A 16,052-nucleotide genomic window follows, 5' to 3' on the forward strand; every position below is an offset into this window, starting at 1 on the left:
CGTGCTGCGCCGCTAGCGGGACCTCAGGTGGCGGATGTCGGGGATCGCGTCGTCGTCGGTCGACAGCTCCTCGATGTTGACGTCCTTGAAGGTCACCACGCGGACGTTGCGCACCAGCCGAGCGGAGCGGTACACGTCCCACACCCAGGCGTCGGTCATCGTGACCTCGAAGTAGACGTCGCCTCCAGAGGCGCGCACCTGCAGGTCCACCTTGTTGCACAGGTAGAAGCGTCGCTCCGTCTCGACGACGTACTGGAACAGCCCCACGACGTCGCGGTACTCGCGGTACAGGGCCAGTTCCGCGTCGGTCTCATAGCTCTCGAGGTCGTCGCTGCTCACCGCACCATCTTGGGTCACGACGGCGGTGCTTCGCATCCGGCGCGCCGGTGCCGCGAGCTGCGCCCCGCCCCGAGCTACTCCGGCAGTCGCCAGCTGCGCCGGTGGAGCACGGTCGGCCCGAGCGTGCGGATCGCGTCCAGGTGCGCGGCGGCGCCGTAGCCCTTGTTGGACTCCCACCCGTACTCGGGATGATCGGCGTGCGCCGCGGCCATCAGCGCGTCCCTCTCGACCTTCGCGATCACCGAGCCTGCGGCGATCGAGGCGCACAGCCCGTCGCCCTTGATCACCATCGTCACCGGCGGCGGGGCATGCGTCAGGGCGGCCGATGCGGTCGCCGGGTCGTCGAACAAGGTCACCGGCGGCGCGGTCAGCCAGTCGTGCTTGCCGTCGAGCAGGACCGCGTCGACCACCACCCCGGCACTGGCGATCTCGGCCAGGGCGCGCAGCCCCGCGATCCGCAGCGCGGCGACGATGCCGTGCTCATCGATCTCGGCGGGGCTCGCGTGCCCCACGGCCCGAGCGAGGCCGAAGCCGGTGCCGCCGAAGGTGGCGAGCGCATCGGCCATTGCGGCGCGCCTGGGCGCCGTGAGCTCCTTGGAATCCGCGAGCCCGTCCGGCCAGGCGTCGCATGGGCCGACGGCGCACACCCCCACGCTGACGGGGCCGGCGAGCGCTCCCCTGCCGACCTCGTCGATGCCGGCGACCACCTGGGCGCCGGCGTTCCACAACGACGCCTCGTAGGCCAGGGAGACGGGCATCAGTCCTGGACGACGTCCGGGTTCTCGTACGGGTTGCCGAGCGTCTGCCACTGCTGGAGCGGCCACACGGTGACGAACGCGGTGCCGACGATCGAGTTGATCGGGATCGAGCCACCACCGGGGTTGCCCTGGTGAGAGCGCGAATCGGCGGAGTTGGGGCGGTTGTCGCCCATCATCCACACGTAGCCCGGGGGCACGGTGTTGGGGCCGAACTCGGTGTCGGAGGGGGCGATGCCCTCGGGGAGGTAGTCCTCGTCGAGGGGCTCGCCGTCGACGAGCAGGCGGCCATCGTCGTCGCAGCACTCGATGGTCTCACCGGGCAGTCCCACGACGCGCTTGACCAGGTGCTCGCCGGCGTCCTCGGGAAGCAGCCCGGTGAACACCAGCACGTCCTTGCCGATGGCCTCGAGCGTGGTGTCGTCCGAGTCGTCGACGGGGTTGAGCCACCCGCCGGGATCCTTGAAGACGACGATGTCGCCGCGGCGCAGTTCGAGCACGCCCGGTCGCCACTTGGTGACCAGGATGCGGTCGTTCAGCTGAAGCGTGGGCTCCATGGAGCCCGACGGGATCCAGAACGACTGGAAGAAGAAGGTCTTGAGCAGCAGCGACAGCAGGAGCGCGCTGACCACGATGACAAGGAGTTCCTTGCCCCACCCCCACAGACGACCACCGGCGGAGGGCTGCTGCCCGTCCGCCGGTGAGCCGTCAGTGTCGCTGATGTCAGTTCTCGCGCTTCTCGCGAATGCGAGCCGCCTTGCCGCGGCGGTCGCGGAGGTAGTACAGCTTCGCGCGGCGGACGTCGCCGCGGCTCACGAGCTCGATGTGGTCGATGGTGGGCGTGTGCACCGGGTAGGTGCGCTCGACACCGACGCCGAACGAGACCTTGCGGACCGTGAAGGTCTCGCCGATCCCCTTGCCCTGGCGGCCGATGACGGCGCCCTGGAAGATCTGAATACGCGAGCGCGTGCCCTCGACGACCTTCACGTGCACCTTGACGGTGTCGCCGGGACGGAAGTCGGGGATGTCGTCGCGGATCTGGCCCGCGGTGATGTGGTCAAGCTTCTGCATGACGTATCTCTCCTCGCGCACGCCACAGGTCCTGCACGGTATCTGCCTTGCGGCATCTGATGGTGGTGGTGCGTGGCGGTTTTCGCTCGACCCCCTGTGGCAGGCATGAGCGCCGCACGCACCGAGGAACGATTATGCCACAGCCGGGACCGTGGCGCGCAGTCCTCTACGTCAGCAGATCCGGCCGGCGCTCGCGCGTGCGCTCCACCTGCTGCTCGTGTCGCCACTGCGCGATCTTCGCGTGGTGGCCGCTCAGCAGCACCTCGGGCACGTCGAGGCCGCGCCACTGCGCCGGCCTGGTGTAGCTGGGGTATTCGAGCAGTCCGTCGGCGTGGCTCTCCTCGACGATCGACTGGGCGTTGCCCATGAAGCCCGGGATGAGCCGCGTGATCGCCTCGATCATCGCGAACGCGGCCACCTCTCCCCCGTTCAGCACGTAGTCGCCGAGCGACACCTCGGTCACGGAGAAGCCCGCCTCGGCGTAGTGCTGCGGCACCCGCGCGTCGATTCCTTCGTAGCGGCCGCACGCGAACACCAGCTGCTTCTCGGTGGCGAGCTCCGCGGCCTGGGCCTGCGTGAACCGCGTGCCGGCCGGGCTCGGGACCACCAGGTGCGCACCGGGCTGCAGCACGTCGTCGAGAGCCGCGCCCCACACGTCGGGCTTCATCACCATGCCCGCGCCGCCGCCGAACGGGGCGTCGTCCACGGTCCCGTGGACATCGTGGGTCCACGACCGCAGGTCGTGCACGTGAGTGTCGACCAGTGCGGCCTGGCGGGCCTTGCCCAGCAGCGACACGTCGAGCACCTGGAAGAACTCAGGGAAGATGGTGACGACGTCGATCCGCACGCTTAACGCTCCCCGCGCGTCTCGTCCGTGGTCTCCGGCGTCTCACCCGAGAGCAGACCGTACGGCGGGGTGAGCGTCACGGTGCCGGCGTCGACGTCCACCTCGGGCGCGAACTCCTCGACGAACGGCACCATGGCCCGATGCCCGTCGGGCTGCTTGACGACCAGCAGGTCCTGCGCGGGCATGGACAGCAGGTCCACCACCTCGCCCAGCACCTCGCCGTCGGGGCGCACCGCGGACAGCCCCACCAACTCGTGCACGAACCACGCGTCGTCCTCGTCCGACTCGTCGCCATCGATGACCAGCTCGACGCCCCTCAGCTCGTCTGCGGCCTCGCGCGTCGCGACCTGCGCGAACCGCACGTACCAGCGCCCGCCCTGGGTGCGCACCGCCTCGACGGTGAGCGGCCCGGCATCGGCCGGCTCGGTCTCCAGCGACTCACCCGGCACCAGCCGCTCCTCGGGGATGTCGGTGTGCAGCTCGACGCTCAGCTCGCCCTTCAGGCCATGGGCGCGGCCGATGCGCGCGACGGTCAGCTTCATGGCAACCAGGGTACGGGCACCGAGCGGGCGGTCCTTGCGCGCAGTAGCGTGAAGGCACCTGAGATCCGGAAGGGTGGTGGCGGTCATGATGGCCGAAAGACAAGGGCTGGGGAAGATGCCGGTGAGCGTGGCGTTCGTGGGCGTGCTGGTGGTGCTGGACGCCCTCGCCACGCTGGCCGTGGGCGTGACGTGGCTGCTGACCGCCGGCGAGGCGGACCTGTTCGGGGCGGTCGACATCGGTTCGGACGAGTTCTCCGTCTACGGCTGGACGGCCACGCTGCTCGGGCTGATCATCCTGCTCGTCGGCATCGGGCTGTTCCGCGGCTCGCGGATCGCCCGCTTGCTCGTCATGGCGCTGATGGTGCTGCGGATCGCCTTCGAGGTCGTCGCGCTCGTGCAGATCGGCGGCTACTCGCTGGTGCTCGGGCTGGCCTCGATCGGGTGGTCGCTGCTCATCCTGGTCCTGCTGACCACGGCTCCTGCGACGCGGTACTTCCGCGGGCGCTGACCCCCCGCCGGGCGCATGCCCGCCACATACGACGAAGGCCCCCGCCGCACGGCTTGGATTCAAGCGGTGCGGCGGGGGCCTCGTCTATGCGTGGCGCCTAGTCGACGTCGACGATGTTGACCCTGACGTCCTCGCGCGCGATCGCGTCGATGACGGTGCGGATGGCCGTCGCGGTGCGGCCGCGGCGGCCGATCACGCGGGGCAGATCGTCCGGGTTGACGACGACGTTCAGCGTGGTGCCGCGGCGACCGTCGCGCTCCGTGACCGTGACATCGTCCGGGTTGCGGACGATGCTCTTGATCAGGAACTCCAGCGCGTCGACGACCATGGTTACTTGTCCTCTGCTGCGGGCTCCGGCTCAGCCGGCCCGGTGGCCTCATCGGACGCGGGCGCCGCTGCGGCGGAGTCCTCGGCGGGCGCGGCCTCGGCGACTGCGGCCTTCTCAGCCTCCGCCTTCGCCGCCTCGTCGGCCTCGGCCTTGGCGGCGTCGTCCGACTCCTTCTTGGCCTTCTCGTCAGCGGCGGCCTTCTCTGCCTTCAGCTTCTCGGCGGCGTCGGAGTTGGCCTTGATCTGATCGGCCGGCGACAGCTTGCCCGCGGGCACCTCGACGGTGCTCTTGGAGTCCTTCTCGCCCTTGAAGGTGCCCCAGTCGCCCGTGAGGGTCAGGAGCTTGCGGACCTGGTCGGAGGGCTGTGCGCCCACGCCGAGCCAGTACTGCGCGCGCTCGGAGTCGATCTCGATGAGCGAGGGGTTGTCCAGGGGGTGGTACTTGCCGATCTCCTCGATCGCGCGGCCGTCACGCTTGGCCTTGCTGTCGATCACGACGACTCGGTAGAACGGGGCCTTCTTCTTGCCAAAGCGCTTGAGGCGAATCTTTGCAGCCATGGTGGCTTCTCCTTGTATGTATTCGGTGTGAGCCGGCAGTCACCGCCCGGGGAAAGTGGGCAACGATTGCTGGCAAGACGAATAGCCGTGACGGGTAGAGGGCCGCTACGACCAGCGACTCAGTATGCCAGACCGCACGGCGTGCGGGCAAAGCCCGTGGATCAGCCGGATGCGAGGCCCGCGACGTAGGGCTGCACGACGGCCGTCACGAGCCCGTCCTCGACGCGCAGCCACAGTCCGCGGTGGTCGCTGCCGTCGCCGGGGCTCGCGGCCTTCGCGAAGCCGGCCGCGGACATCGGCTCCCACTGCGCGGAGGCGAGATAGGCCTGCGCGTCGCTCGCGATCCGGAGCGTCCGCTCGTGCACCACGTCGTTGATCACCACATGGTTGGTGAGCGCGGACCGCTCGACCTCGTCGTCAGAGCTGCCCGCGTAGGCCTCGAACTGGTCCGTGTCGGTCCCGTAGACGCAAGCAATGTCCACCGTGACCTGGGTCCGGTCGTGGTCCACGACGAAGGCGTACCAGTCACCGTCCGCGAGAGTCTCGGCCTCCTCGTCGGAGCAGCCGGATCCGAGGGTTCCGTCCTCGCCCGCGGGCGCCGACATGGACACCAACTGGTGGAGGCCGCTGGCCACCAGCGCGGACTCGGGGTTCGCCGAGTCGGTGGCCGGGACATCCACTGCGGCGGACGCCTCGGACTCGACGCCGACCTCGACCTGCGCGGACGCGCCATCGACTGCCGCGGGCTCGCATGCAGCGAGCGCCAACGCGCCAGCGAGCACCAGTGCTCGCCGGGGATTGTTCATCGGTGCCATCGATTTTCCCCTCGGCTCAGCCGTGTGACCGACAATCTAGCGCATGAGAAAGGGGTCCGCATCCCGCGCGGATCAATCCCAACCAGGGCTCTTCTGGGCATGCACCTTGCCTTCGAGGGTCCGCAGCGCCAGCACCTCGAACCCCTGATCGAGAGCGCGCCGCAGCGTCTTCTTGCCGCCGGCGACGATCGCGGTGGCCCAGGCGTCGCACGCGAGGAGGTCTGCTCCCGTCACGCTCACCTGCGCGTAGTGCGTCGCGGGGGCGCCGGTGCGGGGGTCCCAGATGTGGCCGGCGCGGTGCGCCTCTCCCGAGGTCGCAAGGGCCGATGCGCGGGTTCCGAGAACGGTCGCGCTCACGATCGGCGGGGGCGGCGAGGAGCCCGCCCCGGCACGCGGGTCGGCGATGCCCACGCGCCACCCGCCGTCCACCGGTCCCCTGCCGTCGACCACCACGTCTCCGGCACAGCCCCACAGCCAGCCGCTCGCGCCGAGCAGCCCCAGCCGCCACCTGACACGCTCCATGGCCCACGTCTTGACGATGCCGGTCGGGTCGATCGCTCCGGACGGGCTGCGTGCGTCGAAGGCCCCGCCGGTCTCGTCGCGGAACCGCTCGCACAGGTCGAGCACCTCGGCGACGGCCGGGGGCGCCTCAGCCACCGAGCACTCGCCGCGGGACAGACGCGAGATCCACGAGTCGCTCCGGTAGGTGGAGAACACCTCGTCGGCCCAGCGCAGGTCCGACTCGACGTGACTCATGACGGTGTCGAGGGACTCGGGATCCACGTCGCCCTCGGCCTCGAGGCAGAAGTCCATGGTCATCGCCGTGATAGTGCGGGACGCTCCCATGCGCTACAGCCCCGCTTCCTCGAAGGCCGCCGCGGCGGACTCCGTGATCGCGGGAGACGTGTAGCTCGCTCCCGACACGTACTCGACGTCCCCGCTCTGCGCCTCCAGGATTCTCTCCTCGAGTTCGGGCAGCGCCATCGCGTTGACCTGGCGAGACTCGGCGGCCTCGGTGCCGGCCACGGGGAACTCGACGCCCACGACCTCGCCGTCGACGATGCTCAGACGCGCCTGGTAGTCGCCCCGAATGTTGGTCACGACCGGGCCATCGACGGTGCGTGCGCCCTCGGTGGGTACGCCGTCCGCCTGCGGGTCTCCCGCCGCGCCTTGCTCCTCCAGCGGGCTGGGCGCCGCGACCCAGCCGGCCGTCAGGATGACGGCCGACGCTCCTCCCACCATCACCGCTCGGGATGTCCTCATGCGCTCACCATCCAAACTCCTCGCGATGCACCGCGTCACGGGGCACCCCCGCCGCCCGCGCATCGGCCTCGACCTGCAGCGCCCACGCGCGCGGGCCGCAGATGTACACGTCCGTGTCCTCCGGGCGATCCACGAGGTCGCCGATCGCCGCAGGCCGGTCGACCGCGCCCCAGGTCTGCCCGCGCGCACCCAGGATGACCTCGAGGCGCGCGCCTCGCTGCTCCGCGAGCGCCTCCACCTCGTCCAGCAGCGGCGCCTCCTCGCGCGAGCGCGCACGGATCACGACCGTCACGTCGTCATCCGCGCCGGCCTCCTCGAGCAGCGACCGCACGGGGGTCACACCGATGCCGGCGGCCACCAGCAGCAAGGAGCGGCGCGAGCGGGCGCCGTGAGTGAAGACCCCGAGCGGCCCCTCGGCGAGCACCCGCGTGCCGGGCTGAAGCGTCCGCACGCGCGCCGACCCCTCGCCGGAGTCCTTGACGGTGATGCGCAGCCGGTCGCCCGGCGCGGCGGAGAGCGAGTACGGGTGCGACTGCGTGCGCAGCCCGGGGCTGAGGAACCGCCACAGGAAGAACTGCCCCGCCCTGGCGCGCAGGCGCGCGAGGTCGCGACCCGCGAGCGTCACGGTCGTGGAGCCGTCGGGGTGGGGATCGACGGACTCCACCGTGAGCCCGTGGCGGCGCATCAGCACCAGCGGGCGCACGAGCCGGAACACCACGAAAGAGCCGATCGACACCGTCCACAGCGCCGCCCAGAACCACCACGCGAGCCCGCCCGAGCGGAACGTCGAGCCCTCGAGGAACTGGTGAGGCACCGCGAACGCGACCCCCACATAGACGAGCATGTGCACGGCGTGCCAGCGCTCGTATGGGACCCGCAGCCGCACTGCGGCCACTGACGTCACGAGGACCACCAGGAACGCCGCCGCCGCCACCTGCGCGAACAGCATGAACCAGCCGTAGTCGGCCCACGCGAGAGACTGCTCCACGATCGAGCGCCCGTCGTAGATCCCGGTCATCGAGGTCATCAGCACCAGGTGCACCAGCAGCAGGATGATGGCGACGGGGCCGATCCGCGTGTGGGTGGCGATCGCGCGGTCGTGACCGATCGCGCGCTCCACCCACGGGGCTCGAGACGCGAGCAGCACCTGGGTCATCATCAGCACCGCCGCGATGATGCCGAGGGCGCGTCCCAGCGTGTAGAACCAGTCGGTCGCGGTCTGGGCGAGCAGCCCCCCGGACGCGAACATGAGCGCGATGCCGCACGCGCACGCGAGCCACATCGCGGCCTCAAGACCGTCGACCCACCAGCTCCTGCGCTGGGCAGTGCGGGAGCGGCTGCTCTCGGTGATCGCTGTCACGTGTCTCCCCTGGGTTCAGATGCGTCAACAGAACGCGGCCAGTATGTCCTGTGTTCGCGCCGAGCGTCGTGGCGGATGGGCCGAGCCTCAGCGAACGACCACGATTGGCGAGGCCCGGCCGTCAGGCGACCCGCGCTCCCCTGAGCACCACGTGCGAAGGCGCGGCGAGCGCGGCGATGTCCTCGCGCGGGTCCTCCTGGTACACCACCAGATCGGCGCTCGCGCCCTCCGTGAGGCTGTCCGCGCCCAAGAAGGACCGAGCGCGCCAGCTCGCCGCCGCCACCGCATCGGCCGCAGGAACGCCGGCCCGCACGATCTCGGCGGCCTCCTGCGGGAGCAGCCCGTGCCCGAGCGTGCCCCCCGCATCGGTGCCGACCAGCAGCGGCACGCCCGCCTCCCAGAGGTCGCGGACCTGCTCGTAGCGGCGCTCGTGCATGCGGCGCATGCGCGCGGCGTAGCGAGGGAACTTCTCCGCTCCCGCGTCCGCATACGCGGCGAACTGGTCGACCTGCAGCAGCGTAGGCACCACGGGGATGCCCGCGGCCGCGGCGGCGCGCATGTGCCGTTCGGTCATGCCCGTGCCGTGCTCGATACAGTCGATGCCGGCGTCCAGCAGGGGGTCGATCGCCTCCTCGGCGAACGCGTGCACCGTCGCCCTGGCGCCTTCGGCGTGGACCGCGGCCAGCGCATCGGCCAGCTGAGCCGGTGTCCACAGCGGGGTGAGGTCGCCCGCCTCGCGATCGATCCAGTCGCCGATGAGCTTGATCCACCCATCGCCCTTGCGGGCCTCCTCGACCGCGACGGCGGTGAGGTCCTGCGGCTCGATCTCGCGCGCGTAGTAGCGCAGGTAGCGCTTGGGGCGCGCGATGAACCGGGCGGCGCGGATCAGCCTCGGCAGCTCGGCGTGCTCGTGCACGAACGACGTGTCGAGGGGCGAACCCGCGTCCCGGATCAGCAGCGTGCCCGCGTCGCGGTCCACGGTCGCCTGCTTGACGGCGAGGTCGCGGTCGGTCGCGCCGCCGGAGTCCAGGCCCACGTGGCAGTGGACGTCCACCAGCCCCGGGATGACGGTGCCCGCGACGGTCGTGACGTCGCCGCGGCTCGGGCGCTCGTAGGTGATGCGCCCGCCGACCACCCATGCCTCGCTGCGGACGTCGTCATCGCCGACGACGACCGGCCCGGTCAGGTGGAGAGCGGTCACTACTTGAGGTACTTGCTCAGATCCGCGTCGACCGACGAGGGGTCGAAGTCGTCCTGCTGCTTGCCCAGCCCGAACGCGCTGCCGGGCGCCGCCTGTGCGGGCTTGCGGTTCCTGGCCTCCGCCTCCTGCTGCGCGCGCTTGGCGGGATTGCCGGACTTGCCCTTGACCTTGCGCTGCGGCGCCTGCTTGCCCTTGGACTTCTTGCCGCCCGGCATGCCGCCCCACGCGCCGGGTCCGCCGCCCTGACCGGGCATCTGCGGCATGCCGCCGCCGTTGGCGTTGATCGCGCGCATCATCTGCTGCGCCTGCTCGAACCGCTTGACCAGCGAGTTGATGTCCGCGACCGTCATGCCGGAGCCGCGGGCGATGCGGGCGCGGCGCGAGCCGTTGAGGACCTTGGGGTTGTCGCGCTCCAGCGGCGTCATGGACTGGATGATCGCCTCGGTGCGCACCAGCTCGCGCTCGTCGAAGTTCTCGATCTGGTCGCGCATGGCGCCCATGCCGGGCAGCATGCCCAGCATCTTCTTCATGGAGCCCATGTTCTTGAGCTGCTGCATCTGCGACAGGAAGTCCGTGAAGGTGAAGTCCTCGCCCTTCGAGACCTTGTCCGCCATGCGGGCGGCCTCGTCCTGATCGAAGGCCTTCTCGGCCTGCTCGATCAGCGTGAGGATGTCTCCCATGTCGAGGATCCGGCCGGCCATGCGGTCCGGGTGGAAGATCTCGAAGTCGCCGAGCTTCTCGCCCGTGGACGCGAACATGATGGGGCGGCCGGTGACCTCGCGCACGGACAGCGCCGCGCCGCCGCGGGTGTCGCCGTCGAGCTTGGTGAGCACCACCCCGGTGAAGTCGACGCCCTCCTGGAACGCGGTCGCGGTGGCGACGGCGTCCTGGCCGATCATCGCGTCGATGACGAACAGCACCTCGTCCGGCTCGATCGCCTTGCGGATGTCCGCGGCCTGCTTCATGAGCTCCGCGTCGACGCCAAGGCGGCCGGCGGTGTCGACGATCACCACGGAGTGCTGGCGCTGCTCGGCCTCCTTGAGGCCCTTCTTGGCGACCTTGACGGGGTTGCCGCGCTGCTTCTCGCCCTCGCGGGTGACGCCGGGCTCGGGGGCGAACACCGGAACGCTCGCGCGCTCTCCGACGACCTGCAGCTGGTTCACCGCGTTGGGTCGCTGGAGGTCCGCCGCGACCAGCAGCGGCGTGTGGCCCTGCTCCTTGAGGTGGTGCGCGAGCTTGCCGGCGAGGGTGGTCTTTCCCGCTCCCTGCAGACCCGCGAGCATGATGACCGTGGGGCCGTGCTTGGCGTGCTGCAGCTGGCGCGCCTCGCCGCCGAGGATCGCCACGAGCTCCTCGTTGACGATCTTGACGACCTGCTCGCCCGGGTTCAGGGCGCCCGAGACCTCGGCGCCGAGCGCGCGCTCGCGGATGTTGCCGGTGAACGTGCGGACCACGGACACGGCGACGTCGGCGTCGAGCAGCGCGCGGCGGATCTCGCGGATGGTGCCGTCGATGTCCGCCTCGGTCAGCCTGCCCTTGCCCCGCAGGTTGCGGAAGGTGGATGTCAGGCGGTCGGAGAGGTTCGCGAACACAGGTGTCCCTTCGAGGAAAGCGTGGCCACCAGCCTACCCGGCGCCCCACTGTGCGTCTGATCGCCCCCCAGCCCCCGCATCGGCCGAGCTCAAGGTCCGTGGATGCGCGCCCTGAGGTGCTGAGTGCCCGAAAATGCTCGATACGAGCACTGAGGCCCTGATGGGGCGCAGGGCGGCCGATGCGCGGGTCGGGTCAGGCGCCCCGCTCGCCGGGCACTTCCGACGGCAGCAGCGCGCGGCGCGCGTTCGCGGTCAGGGTGTCGATCAGGCTCGCGCGCCAGGACGTCCACGCCTTGGGGCCGGCCGCGCGGGCGTCGGCCTCGGTGAGCGCGCGCAGCGTGTCGAGAAGATCCAGCCGGTGATCGACCGCATCGAGCAGCCGCGCCACGGTCTCGGGATCAGCCGGGTCCTCCTTGGTCGCGAGCATCGCGAGCGTGAGGTGCTCGCGGACCAGCAGCTTCAGATCGCGACCCAGCTCGGCGCTCAGCCCGAGGCGGTGCGCGATGCCCGGAATCAGGGCCGCCCCGTCGACGGAGTGATCCGTGGCCCCGGGCCGCTTGCCGATGTCGTGCAGCCATGCGGCCAGCAGCAGCAGGTCGCCGTCGGGGACGTGACGCCGGTGCTTGCCCGCGAGCACCACCGTCTCCAGCATGTGACGGTCCACCGTGAAGCGGTGCACCGGGCTGCGCTGCGGGCGATTGCGGACGCCGTCCCACTCCGGGACCCACCGCACCGCCAAGCCGTTGAGGTCGATTGCCTCCCACACCCCGATGAGGTGCTGGCTCGAGCGCAGCAGGTCGCGCAGGTGCCCGCGCGCCTCCTCGGGCCACGGCTCGGGCAGTTCCGGCGTGCGGGTGAGCGCCGCCAGCAGGTTCGGCGAGAAGGTCAGCCCGGTCGTGGCCGCCGTGGCGGCGGCGCGCAGGGGCAGCAGGGCGTCGGTCTCGGGCTGGGCGTCGGTCGCCAGGGCGAGCTCGCCGTCGACGTCGATCAGTCCGGGCGCCACTCCCACGTGCCGGGGAGCGATGCCGCGGCGGCGCGCGCGCCATGCGCGGGAGCCGATGCCGGAGCGCTCGAGTGCGCGCCTCGCCCCCCGTTCGGTGGTGTCGAGCGCGTACGCGACGGTGCGCCCGGCCTCCGCGAGAGAGGCGAGCAGGTCGTCCGGGTCGTCGAAGCCCTGCAGCGCGGCGACCTCGTCCGCGATGTGCCGCCCGAGCACGTTGACCGGGCGGCCGGTGACGATCTGGATCGAGTCGCGCACGTCCTTGATGTAGGCGCCCGCGGCGTCGACGGCGCCGTGCGGACGGTCGGTCAGCCAGGTCGCGGACAGCGCGGTGAGGCTCATGTGGTCGCGCAGACCGCCCCGGGCCTCCTTGAGGTGCGGCTCGATGAGGTACGCGAGCTCGCCGTGACGCTCCGCACGCTGGCGCGAGGCCGCGAGGAGCTCGGGAAGTCGTTTGCGTGCGGCGGATCGCCAGTCCTGATAGATGGCGGATCTCGCCTGCTGCGCGAGAGCGGCGTCGCCGGCGACGGGGTGCAGGTCCAGCAGACCGGCCGCGGCGGCCAGGTCCTTCGAGGCCACCTGCCTGCACTCGGTGAGAGAGCGCATCGAGTAGTCGAGCTCCAGCCCTGCGTCCCAGATGGGGTACCACAGGCGCTGCGCGAGCTCGGAGACCTGCTGCGTGGTGTGGGTGCGGCCGTCGTGGATCAGCACCAGGTCGAGATCGGACCAGGGCCCCGCGTCGCCACGCCCGAGCGACCCGACAGCGCCCAGGGCCACTCCCTCAGCGAGCGGCTCTGACATGTCCCAGTGCTCGCGCAGCCGTGTGAGCGTCAGGTCCGTGATGGAGCGGCGGCGCTCGGGCCCCGCCGTCCCGGAATCGACCAGGGACTGCGCAAGTTCTGCCCGCTCGCGCTTGAGGTCCCGCACCCCGTGGGGGTGCGGGACCTCAGCGTGCGGGCCGTCAGCGGCAGTGCCCATCTGACCCGTCATCGATGTGGAACGGAGCCGATCAGAGGGCGTCGGCGCCGTGCTCGCCAGTGCGAACTCGAGCGACGTCGTCCACCGGAACGGTCCAGACCTTGCCGTCACCGATCTTGCCGGTCTGCGCGGCCGAGACGATCGCCTCGGTCACGACGGCGGCATCTGCGTCGTCGACGAGAACCTCCATGCGGGTCTTGGGCACCAGGTCCACGGTGTACTCGGCACCGCGATAGACCTCGGTGTGACCCTTCTGGCGGCCGTAACCCGCGGCCTCGGAGACCGTGACGCCCTTGACGCCTGCGGCCTCCAGAGCGGCACGGACCTCGTCCACGCGGTGGGGCTGGATGATTGCAGTGACCAGCTTCATGGCTACTTCGCCTCCTCGTAGGCAGTCTCACCGTGCTCGACGAGGTCGATGCCAGCGACTTCAACCTCTTCGGGAACGCGGAAACCGATCGTGTACTTGATCAACAGTCCAATGATCAGCGTAGCGACCGCGGAGTACGCGATCGTGACGACGGCAGCAACGGTCTGAGCCCACAGGCCCTCGATGCCGCCACCGGTGAACAGGCCGTTCCAGGCGCCGAAGGTGTCGGTCCCGAACAGTCCGATCGCGAGAGTTCCCCACAGACCGGCGACCAGGTGGACGCCGACCACGTCGAGCGAGTCGTCGTAGTTGAACTTGTACTTCAGTCCCACCGCGAGCGACGAGAACACACCGGCGAACACACCGATGAGGAGTGCTCCCCACGGGTCCACCGCGACAGCGGCGGGGGTGATCGCGACAAGACCGGCGACGATGCCGGAAGCGGCACCGAGCGAGGTGGCCTTGCCATCACGCAGCTTCTCGACCAGCAGCCATCCGAGGATGGCGGCGGCGGTGGCGGCGGTGGTGTTGACCCACGCTGCGGCCGCGTTGACGTCTGCGGCGAACGCGGAGCCGGCGTTGAAGCCGAACCAGCCGAACCACAGCAGCGCGGCGCCGAGCATGACGAACGGCAGGTTGTGCGGACGCATGGGGTCCTTGCCGAAGCCCTTGCGGATGCCGAGCAGGAGAGCGAGCACGAGGCCCGCCACACCGGCGTTGATGTGCACCACGGTGCCGCCCGCGAAGTCCTGAGCGAACCAGTCCTCGGTGAAGATCCCGCCGCCCTCGGCCAGGATTCCGCCGCCCCACACCCAGTGCGAGACCGGCGAGTACACGAGGATCGCCCAAAGGAACGCGAACACGAGCCACGCGGAGAACTTGGCGCGGTCAGCGATCGAGCCCGAGATCAGCGCGACCGTGATGATCGCGAAGGTTGCGCCGAAGCCGGTGGCGATCAGGCCTTCGCCATCGCCTGCCTCAGCGTAGTCAGCCCAGGAATTGCTGAGCAGGAAGTCTGACGCGGGGTTTCCGAACAGCCCGCCAGCCATCGATTCGCCAACGGAGATCCCGTTGCCGACGAGCACCCAGGCGACCGCAACGACCGCGATCGCGCCGAAGCTCATCATCATCATGTTGAGCACCGACTTGCCACGCGACATGCCACCGTAGAAGAACGCCAGTCCAGGCGTCATCAGCAACACGAGCGACGCAGAAGTCAGGAGCCAGGCAATGTTGCCGCTATCCATTCTGCTTCTCCTTTGTTCTCTCGCCCTCACGGCGAGTCAGGAGTCACCCTCCCGCACGTTTGTTGCCCCTGAACTGCCGCTGTGTTTCCGTACGGTTACATCCGGGGCACTGCGGTAAAAGGTGTGTTGCGGGAGTGGCGAAGCGGGAACTATTCAGACACCGAGCAGGCCGTCGACGAATTCCTCGACGTCGAACGGCGCCAGATCGTCGGCGCCCTCGCCCAGCCCGATGAGCTTGACGGGCACGCCCAGTTCGCGCTGGACCGCCACCACGATGCCGCCCTTGGCGGTGCCGTCGAGCTTGGTCAGCACGATGCCGGTGACGTTCGCCACCTCGGCGAACACGCGGGCCTGCGCGAGGCCGTTCTGCCCCGTCGTGGCGTCGAGCACCAGCAGCACCTCGACGGGCTCCTTGACCTTGGACACCACGCGCACGAGCTTGCCGAGCTCATCCATCAGGCCGGCCTTGTTCTGGAGCCGCCCCGCGGTGTCCACCAGCAGCACGTCGGAGCCTTCGGTGCGGGCGCGGTCCGCGGCCTCGAAGGCCACCGAAGCGGGATCCGCTCCCTCACGGTCGGAGCGCACCACCGGCACGCCCACGCGGGCGCCCCAGGTCTCGAGCTGATCCGCGGCGGCGGCGCGGAACGTGTCCGCGGCGGCCAGCACCACCGTGCGGTGGTCGGCCACCAGCATGCGCGCGATCTTGCCCACGGTGGTGGTCTTGCCGACGCCGTTGACCCCCACGACCACGATGGGCTCGTGCGCGCCCGCGCCCGGCTCGCCCAGACGCAGCGAACGGTCAAGAGTGGGGTCGATGGTGGCGATCAGCTCGGCGCGCAGAATCTCCCGCGGGTCGCCGTCGGGCTCCGCGCGCAGTCGCGACTGCAGTCCCGCGAGGATGTCGTCGGTGGCCGAGGCCCCGACGTCCGCCAGCAGGAGGGTCTCCTCCAACTCGTCCCAATCGTCCTGCGACAGGGCTCCGCGCGAGAAGATCGCGAGCAGGCTCGCTCCCAAGCCGCCGGCGAGCTTGGCGCGCAGCCGGGTGAGGCGCGAATCAGGGGCCTCGGGCGCCTCGGAGACCACGGAAGGCTCGGCCGAGGTCTCGCGCACCGGCGCATCGTCGGGCTTGTAGGGGGCGTAGCCACGCTGAGGCGGCGCGCCGCGACCGCGGCGGCTTCCGACGTAGGCGCCGGCGCCGCCGAGCACCGCGACTGCGGCCACGATGACGACGACGAGGTCAGCTGAACCGGGGATCCATGAGACGTCCATGGCGTCAGTC

The 16,052-nt window shown here is 70.4% G+C and carries 19 protein-coding genes; 1 reads left to right on the forward strand and 18 read right to left on the reverse strand.

The window, feature by feature from the left end; all coding sequences use genetic code 11:
- Window positions 1-12: 12 nt before the first annotated feature.
- The 6 genes from ACNI14_RS03210 to rimM all read right to left on the reverse strand — a co-directional run bounded on the left by ACNI14_RS03210 (window position 13) and on the right by rimM (window position 3,554).
- Entirely contained in the window at window positions 13-339 is a 327-nt protein-coding gene (locus ACNI14_RS03210) for a DUF2469 domain-containing protein (protein WP_419391270.1), read from the reverse strand.
- 74 nt (window positions 340-413) lie between these two features.
- Window positions 414-1,097, reverse strand: a complete 684-nt coding sequence (gene rnhB, locus ACNI14_RS03215; protein ID WP_420518520.1) for a ribonuclease HII — start codon at window positions 1,095-1,097, stop codon at window positions 414-416.
- On the reverse strand, window positions 1,097-1,726 hold the full coding sequence (lepB, locus tag ACNI14_RS03220; protein WP_420518521.1) for a signal peptidase I: 630 nt from the start codon (window positions 1,724-1,726) through the stop codon (window positions 1,097-1,099). Before lepB ends, rnhB begins: the two co-directional genes overlap by 1 nt.
- A gap of 91 nt (window positions 1,727-1,817) precedes the next feature.
- Window positions 1,818-2,165: a 50S ribosomal protein L19 gene (gene rplS / locus ACNI14_RS03225; RefSeq protein ID WP_420518522.1), complete on the reverse strand. Its 348-nt coding sequence runs from the start codon at window positions 2,163-2,165 to the stop codon at window positions 1,818-1,820.
- A gap of 166 nt (window positions 2,166-2,331) precedes the next feature.
- Window positions 2,332-3,012: a tRNA (guanosine(37)-N1)-methyltransferase TrmD gene (gene trmD, locus ACNI14_RS03230; RefSeq protein ID WP_420518523.1), complete on the reverse strand. Its 681-nt coding sequence runs from the start codon at window positions 3,010-3,012 to the stop codon at window positions 2,332-2,334.
- Between the two features lie 2 nt (window positions 3,013-3,014).
- Window positions 3,015-3,554 carry a ribosome maturation factor RimM gene (gene rimM, locus ACNI14_RS03235; protein ID WP_420518524.1) on the reverse strand — a complete coding sequence of 180 codons (540 nt, stop codon included), beginning with the start codon at window positions 3,552-3,554 and terminating at the stop codon, window positions 3,015-3,017.
- Window positions 3,555-3,642: 88 nt separating this feature from the next.
- Between rimM and ACNI14_RS03240 the strand changes: the two genes are divergently transcribed.
- Complete coding sequence (locus ACNI14_RS03240) at window positions 3,643-4,062, forward strand: hypothetical protein (protein ID WP_420518525.1); 420 nt, start codon at window positions 3,643-3,645, stop codon at window positions 4,060-4,062.
- A gap of 97 nt (window positions 4,063-4,159) precedes the next feature.
- Here ACNI14_RS03240 and ACNI14_RS03245 read toward each other — a convergent pair whose 3' ends face one another.
- The 12 genes from ACNI14_RS03245 to ftsY all read right to left on the reverse strand — a co-directional run bounded on the left by ACNI14_RS03245 (window position 4,160) and on the right by ftsY (window position 16,042).
- Window positions 4,160-4,390, reverse strand: coding sequence for a KH domain-containing protein (locus tag ACNI14_RS03245; protein ID WP_420518526.1), 231 nt, complete (start codon window positions 4,388-4,390; stop codon window positions 4,160-4,162).
- A 2-nt stretch (window positions 4,391-4,392) separates the two neighbouring features.
- Complete coding sequence (rpsP, locus tag ACNI14_RS03250; protein ID WP_420518528.1) at window positions 4,393-4,947, reverse strand: 30S ribosomal protein S16; 555 nt, start codon at window positions 4,945-4,947, stop codon at window positions 4,393-4,395.
- A gap of 161 nt (window positions 4,948-5,108) precedes the next feature.
- Window positions 5,109-5,762, reverse strand: coding sequence for a hypothetical protein (locus tag ACNI14_RS03255; RefSeq protein WP_420518529.1), 654 nt, complete (start codon window positions 5,760-5,762; stop codon window positions 5,109-5,111).
- Window positions 5,763-5,834: 72 nt separating this feature from the next.
- Entirely contained in the window at window positions 5,835-6,581 is a 747-nt protein-coding gene (locus tag ACNI14_RS03260) for an FAD:protein FMN transferase (protein ID WP_420518530.1), read from the reverse strand.
- A 30-nt stretch (window positions 6,582-6,611) separates the two neighbouring features.
- A complete protein-coding gene (locus ACNI14_RS03265; protein ID WP_420518531.1) occupies window positions 6,612-7,025 on the reverse strand; it encodes an FMN-binding protein in 414 nt (137 codons plus the stop codon).
- Between the two features lie 4 nt (window positions 7,026-7,029).
- A complete protein-coding gene (locus ACNI14_RS03270; protein ID WP_420518532.1) occupies window positions 7,030-8,385 on the reverse strand; it encodes a ferredoxin reductase family protein in 1,356 nt (451 codons plus the stop codon).
- A 121-nt stretch (window positions 8,386-8,506) separates the two neighbouring features.
- Window positions 8,507-9,586, reverse strand: a complete 1,080-nt coding sequence (locus tag ACNI14_RS03275; RefSeq protein WP_420518533.1) for an amidohydrolase family protein — start codon at window positions 9,584-9,586, stop codon at window positions 8,507-8,509.
- The gene (gene ffh / locus ACNI14_RS03280; RefSeq protein ID WP_420518534.1) at window positions 9,586-11,178 is read right to left on the reverse strand and encodes a signal recognition particle protein; all 1,593 of its coding nucleotides are present in this window, start codon (window positions 11,176-11,178) and stop codon (window positions 9,586-9,588) included. Before ffh ends, ACNI14_RS03275 begins: the two co-directional genes overlap by 1 nt.
- Window positions 11,179-11,371: 193 nt before the next feature.
- A complete protein-coding gene (locus ACNI14_RS03285; protein WP_420518535.1) occupies window positions 11,372-13,156 on the reverse strand; it encodes an HD domain-containing protein in 1,785 nt (594 codons plus the stop codon).
- Between the two features lie 31 nt (window positions 13,157-13,187).
- Complete coding sequence (locus ACNI14_RS03290) at window positions 13,188-13,526, reverse strand: P-II family nitrogen regulator (RefSeq protein ID WP_062134931.1); 339 nt, start codon at window positions 13,524-13,526, stop codon at window positions 13,188-13,190.
- A 2-nt stretch (window positions 13,527-13,528) separates the two neighbouring features.
- Entirely contained in the window at window positions 13,529-14,773 is a 1,245-nt protein-coding gene (locus ACNI14_RS03295) for an ammonium transporter (protein ID WP_420518536.1), read from the reverse strand.
- A gap of 153 nt (window positions 14,774-14,926) precedes the next feature.
- Window positions 14,927-16,042 (reverse strand): signal recognition particle-docking protein FtsY, encoded by a 1,116-nt coding sequence (ftsY, locus tag ACNI14_RS03300; RefSeq protein ID WP_420518537.1) that lies wholly within the window; start codon window positions 16,040-16,042, stop codon window positions 14,927-14,929.
- Window positions 16,043-16,052: the final 10 nt, after the last annotated feature.

The sequence above is a fragment of the Demequina pilifera genome (assembly GCF_048814985.1).
GTDB lineage: Bacteria > Actinomycetota > Actinomycetes > Actinomycetales > Demequinaceae > Demequina.

What these genes read in the sequence shown, in the direction of transcription:
- rnhB (WP_420518520.1), bottom strand. Translation starts at nt 1,097, where the DNA reads ATGCCCGTCTCCCTGGCCTACGAGGCGTCGTTGTGGAACGCCGGCGCC.
- rplS (WP_420518522.1), bottom strand. Translation starts at nt 2,165, where the DNA reads ATGCAGAAGCTTGACCACATCACCGCGGGCCAGATCCGCGACGACATC.
- rimM (WP_420518524.1), bottom strand. Translation starts at nt 3,554, where the DNA reads ATGAAGCTGACCGTCGCGCGCATCGGCCGCGCCCATGGCCTGAAGGGC.
- ACNI14_RS03240 (WP_420518525.1), top strand. Translation starts at nt 3,643, where the DNA reads ATGGCCGAAAGACAAGGGCTGGGGAAGATGCCGGTGAGCGTGGCGTTC.
- ACNI14_RS03245 (WP_420518526.1), bottom strand. Translation starts at nt 4,390, where the DNA reads ATGGTCGTCGACGCGCTGGAGTTCCTGATCAAGAGCATCGTCCGCAAC.
- rpsP (WP_420518528.1), bottom strand. Translation starts at nt 4,947, where the DNA reads ATGGCTGCAAAGATTCGCCTCAAGCGCTTTGGCAAGAAGAAGGCCCCG.
- ACNI14_RS03255 (WP_420518529.1), bottom strand. Translation starts at nt 5,762, where the DNA reads ATGGCACCGATGAACAATCCCCGGCGAGCACTGGTGCTCGCTGGCGCG.
- ACNI14_RS03260 (WP_420518530.1), bottom strand. Translation starts at nt 6,581, where the DNA reads ATGACCATGGACTTCTGCCTCGAGGCCGAGGGCGACGTGGATCCCGAG.
- ACNI14_RS03265 (WP_420518531.1), bottom strand. Translation starts at nt 7,025, where the DNA reads ATGAGGACATCCCGAGCGGTGATGGTGGGAGGAGCGTCGGCCGTCATC.
- ACNI14_RS03285 (WP_420518535.1), bottom strand. Translation starts at nt 13,156, where the DNA reads ATGGGCACTGCCGCTGACGGCCCGCACGCTGAGGTCCCGCACCCCCAC.
- ACNI14_RS03290 (WP_062134931.1), bottom strand. Translation starts at nt 13,526, where the DNA reads ATGAAGCTGGTCACTGCAATCATCCAGCCCCACCGCGTGGACGAGGTC.
- ACNI14_RS03295 (WP_420518536.1), bottom strand. Translation starts at nt 14,773, where the DNA reads ATGGATAGCGGCAACATTGCCTGGCTCCTGACTTCTGCGTCGCTCGTG.
- ftsY (WP_420518537.1), bottom strand. Translation starts at nt 16,042, where the DNA reads ATGGACGTCTCATGGATCCCCGGTTCAGCTGACCTCGTCGTCGTCATC.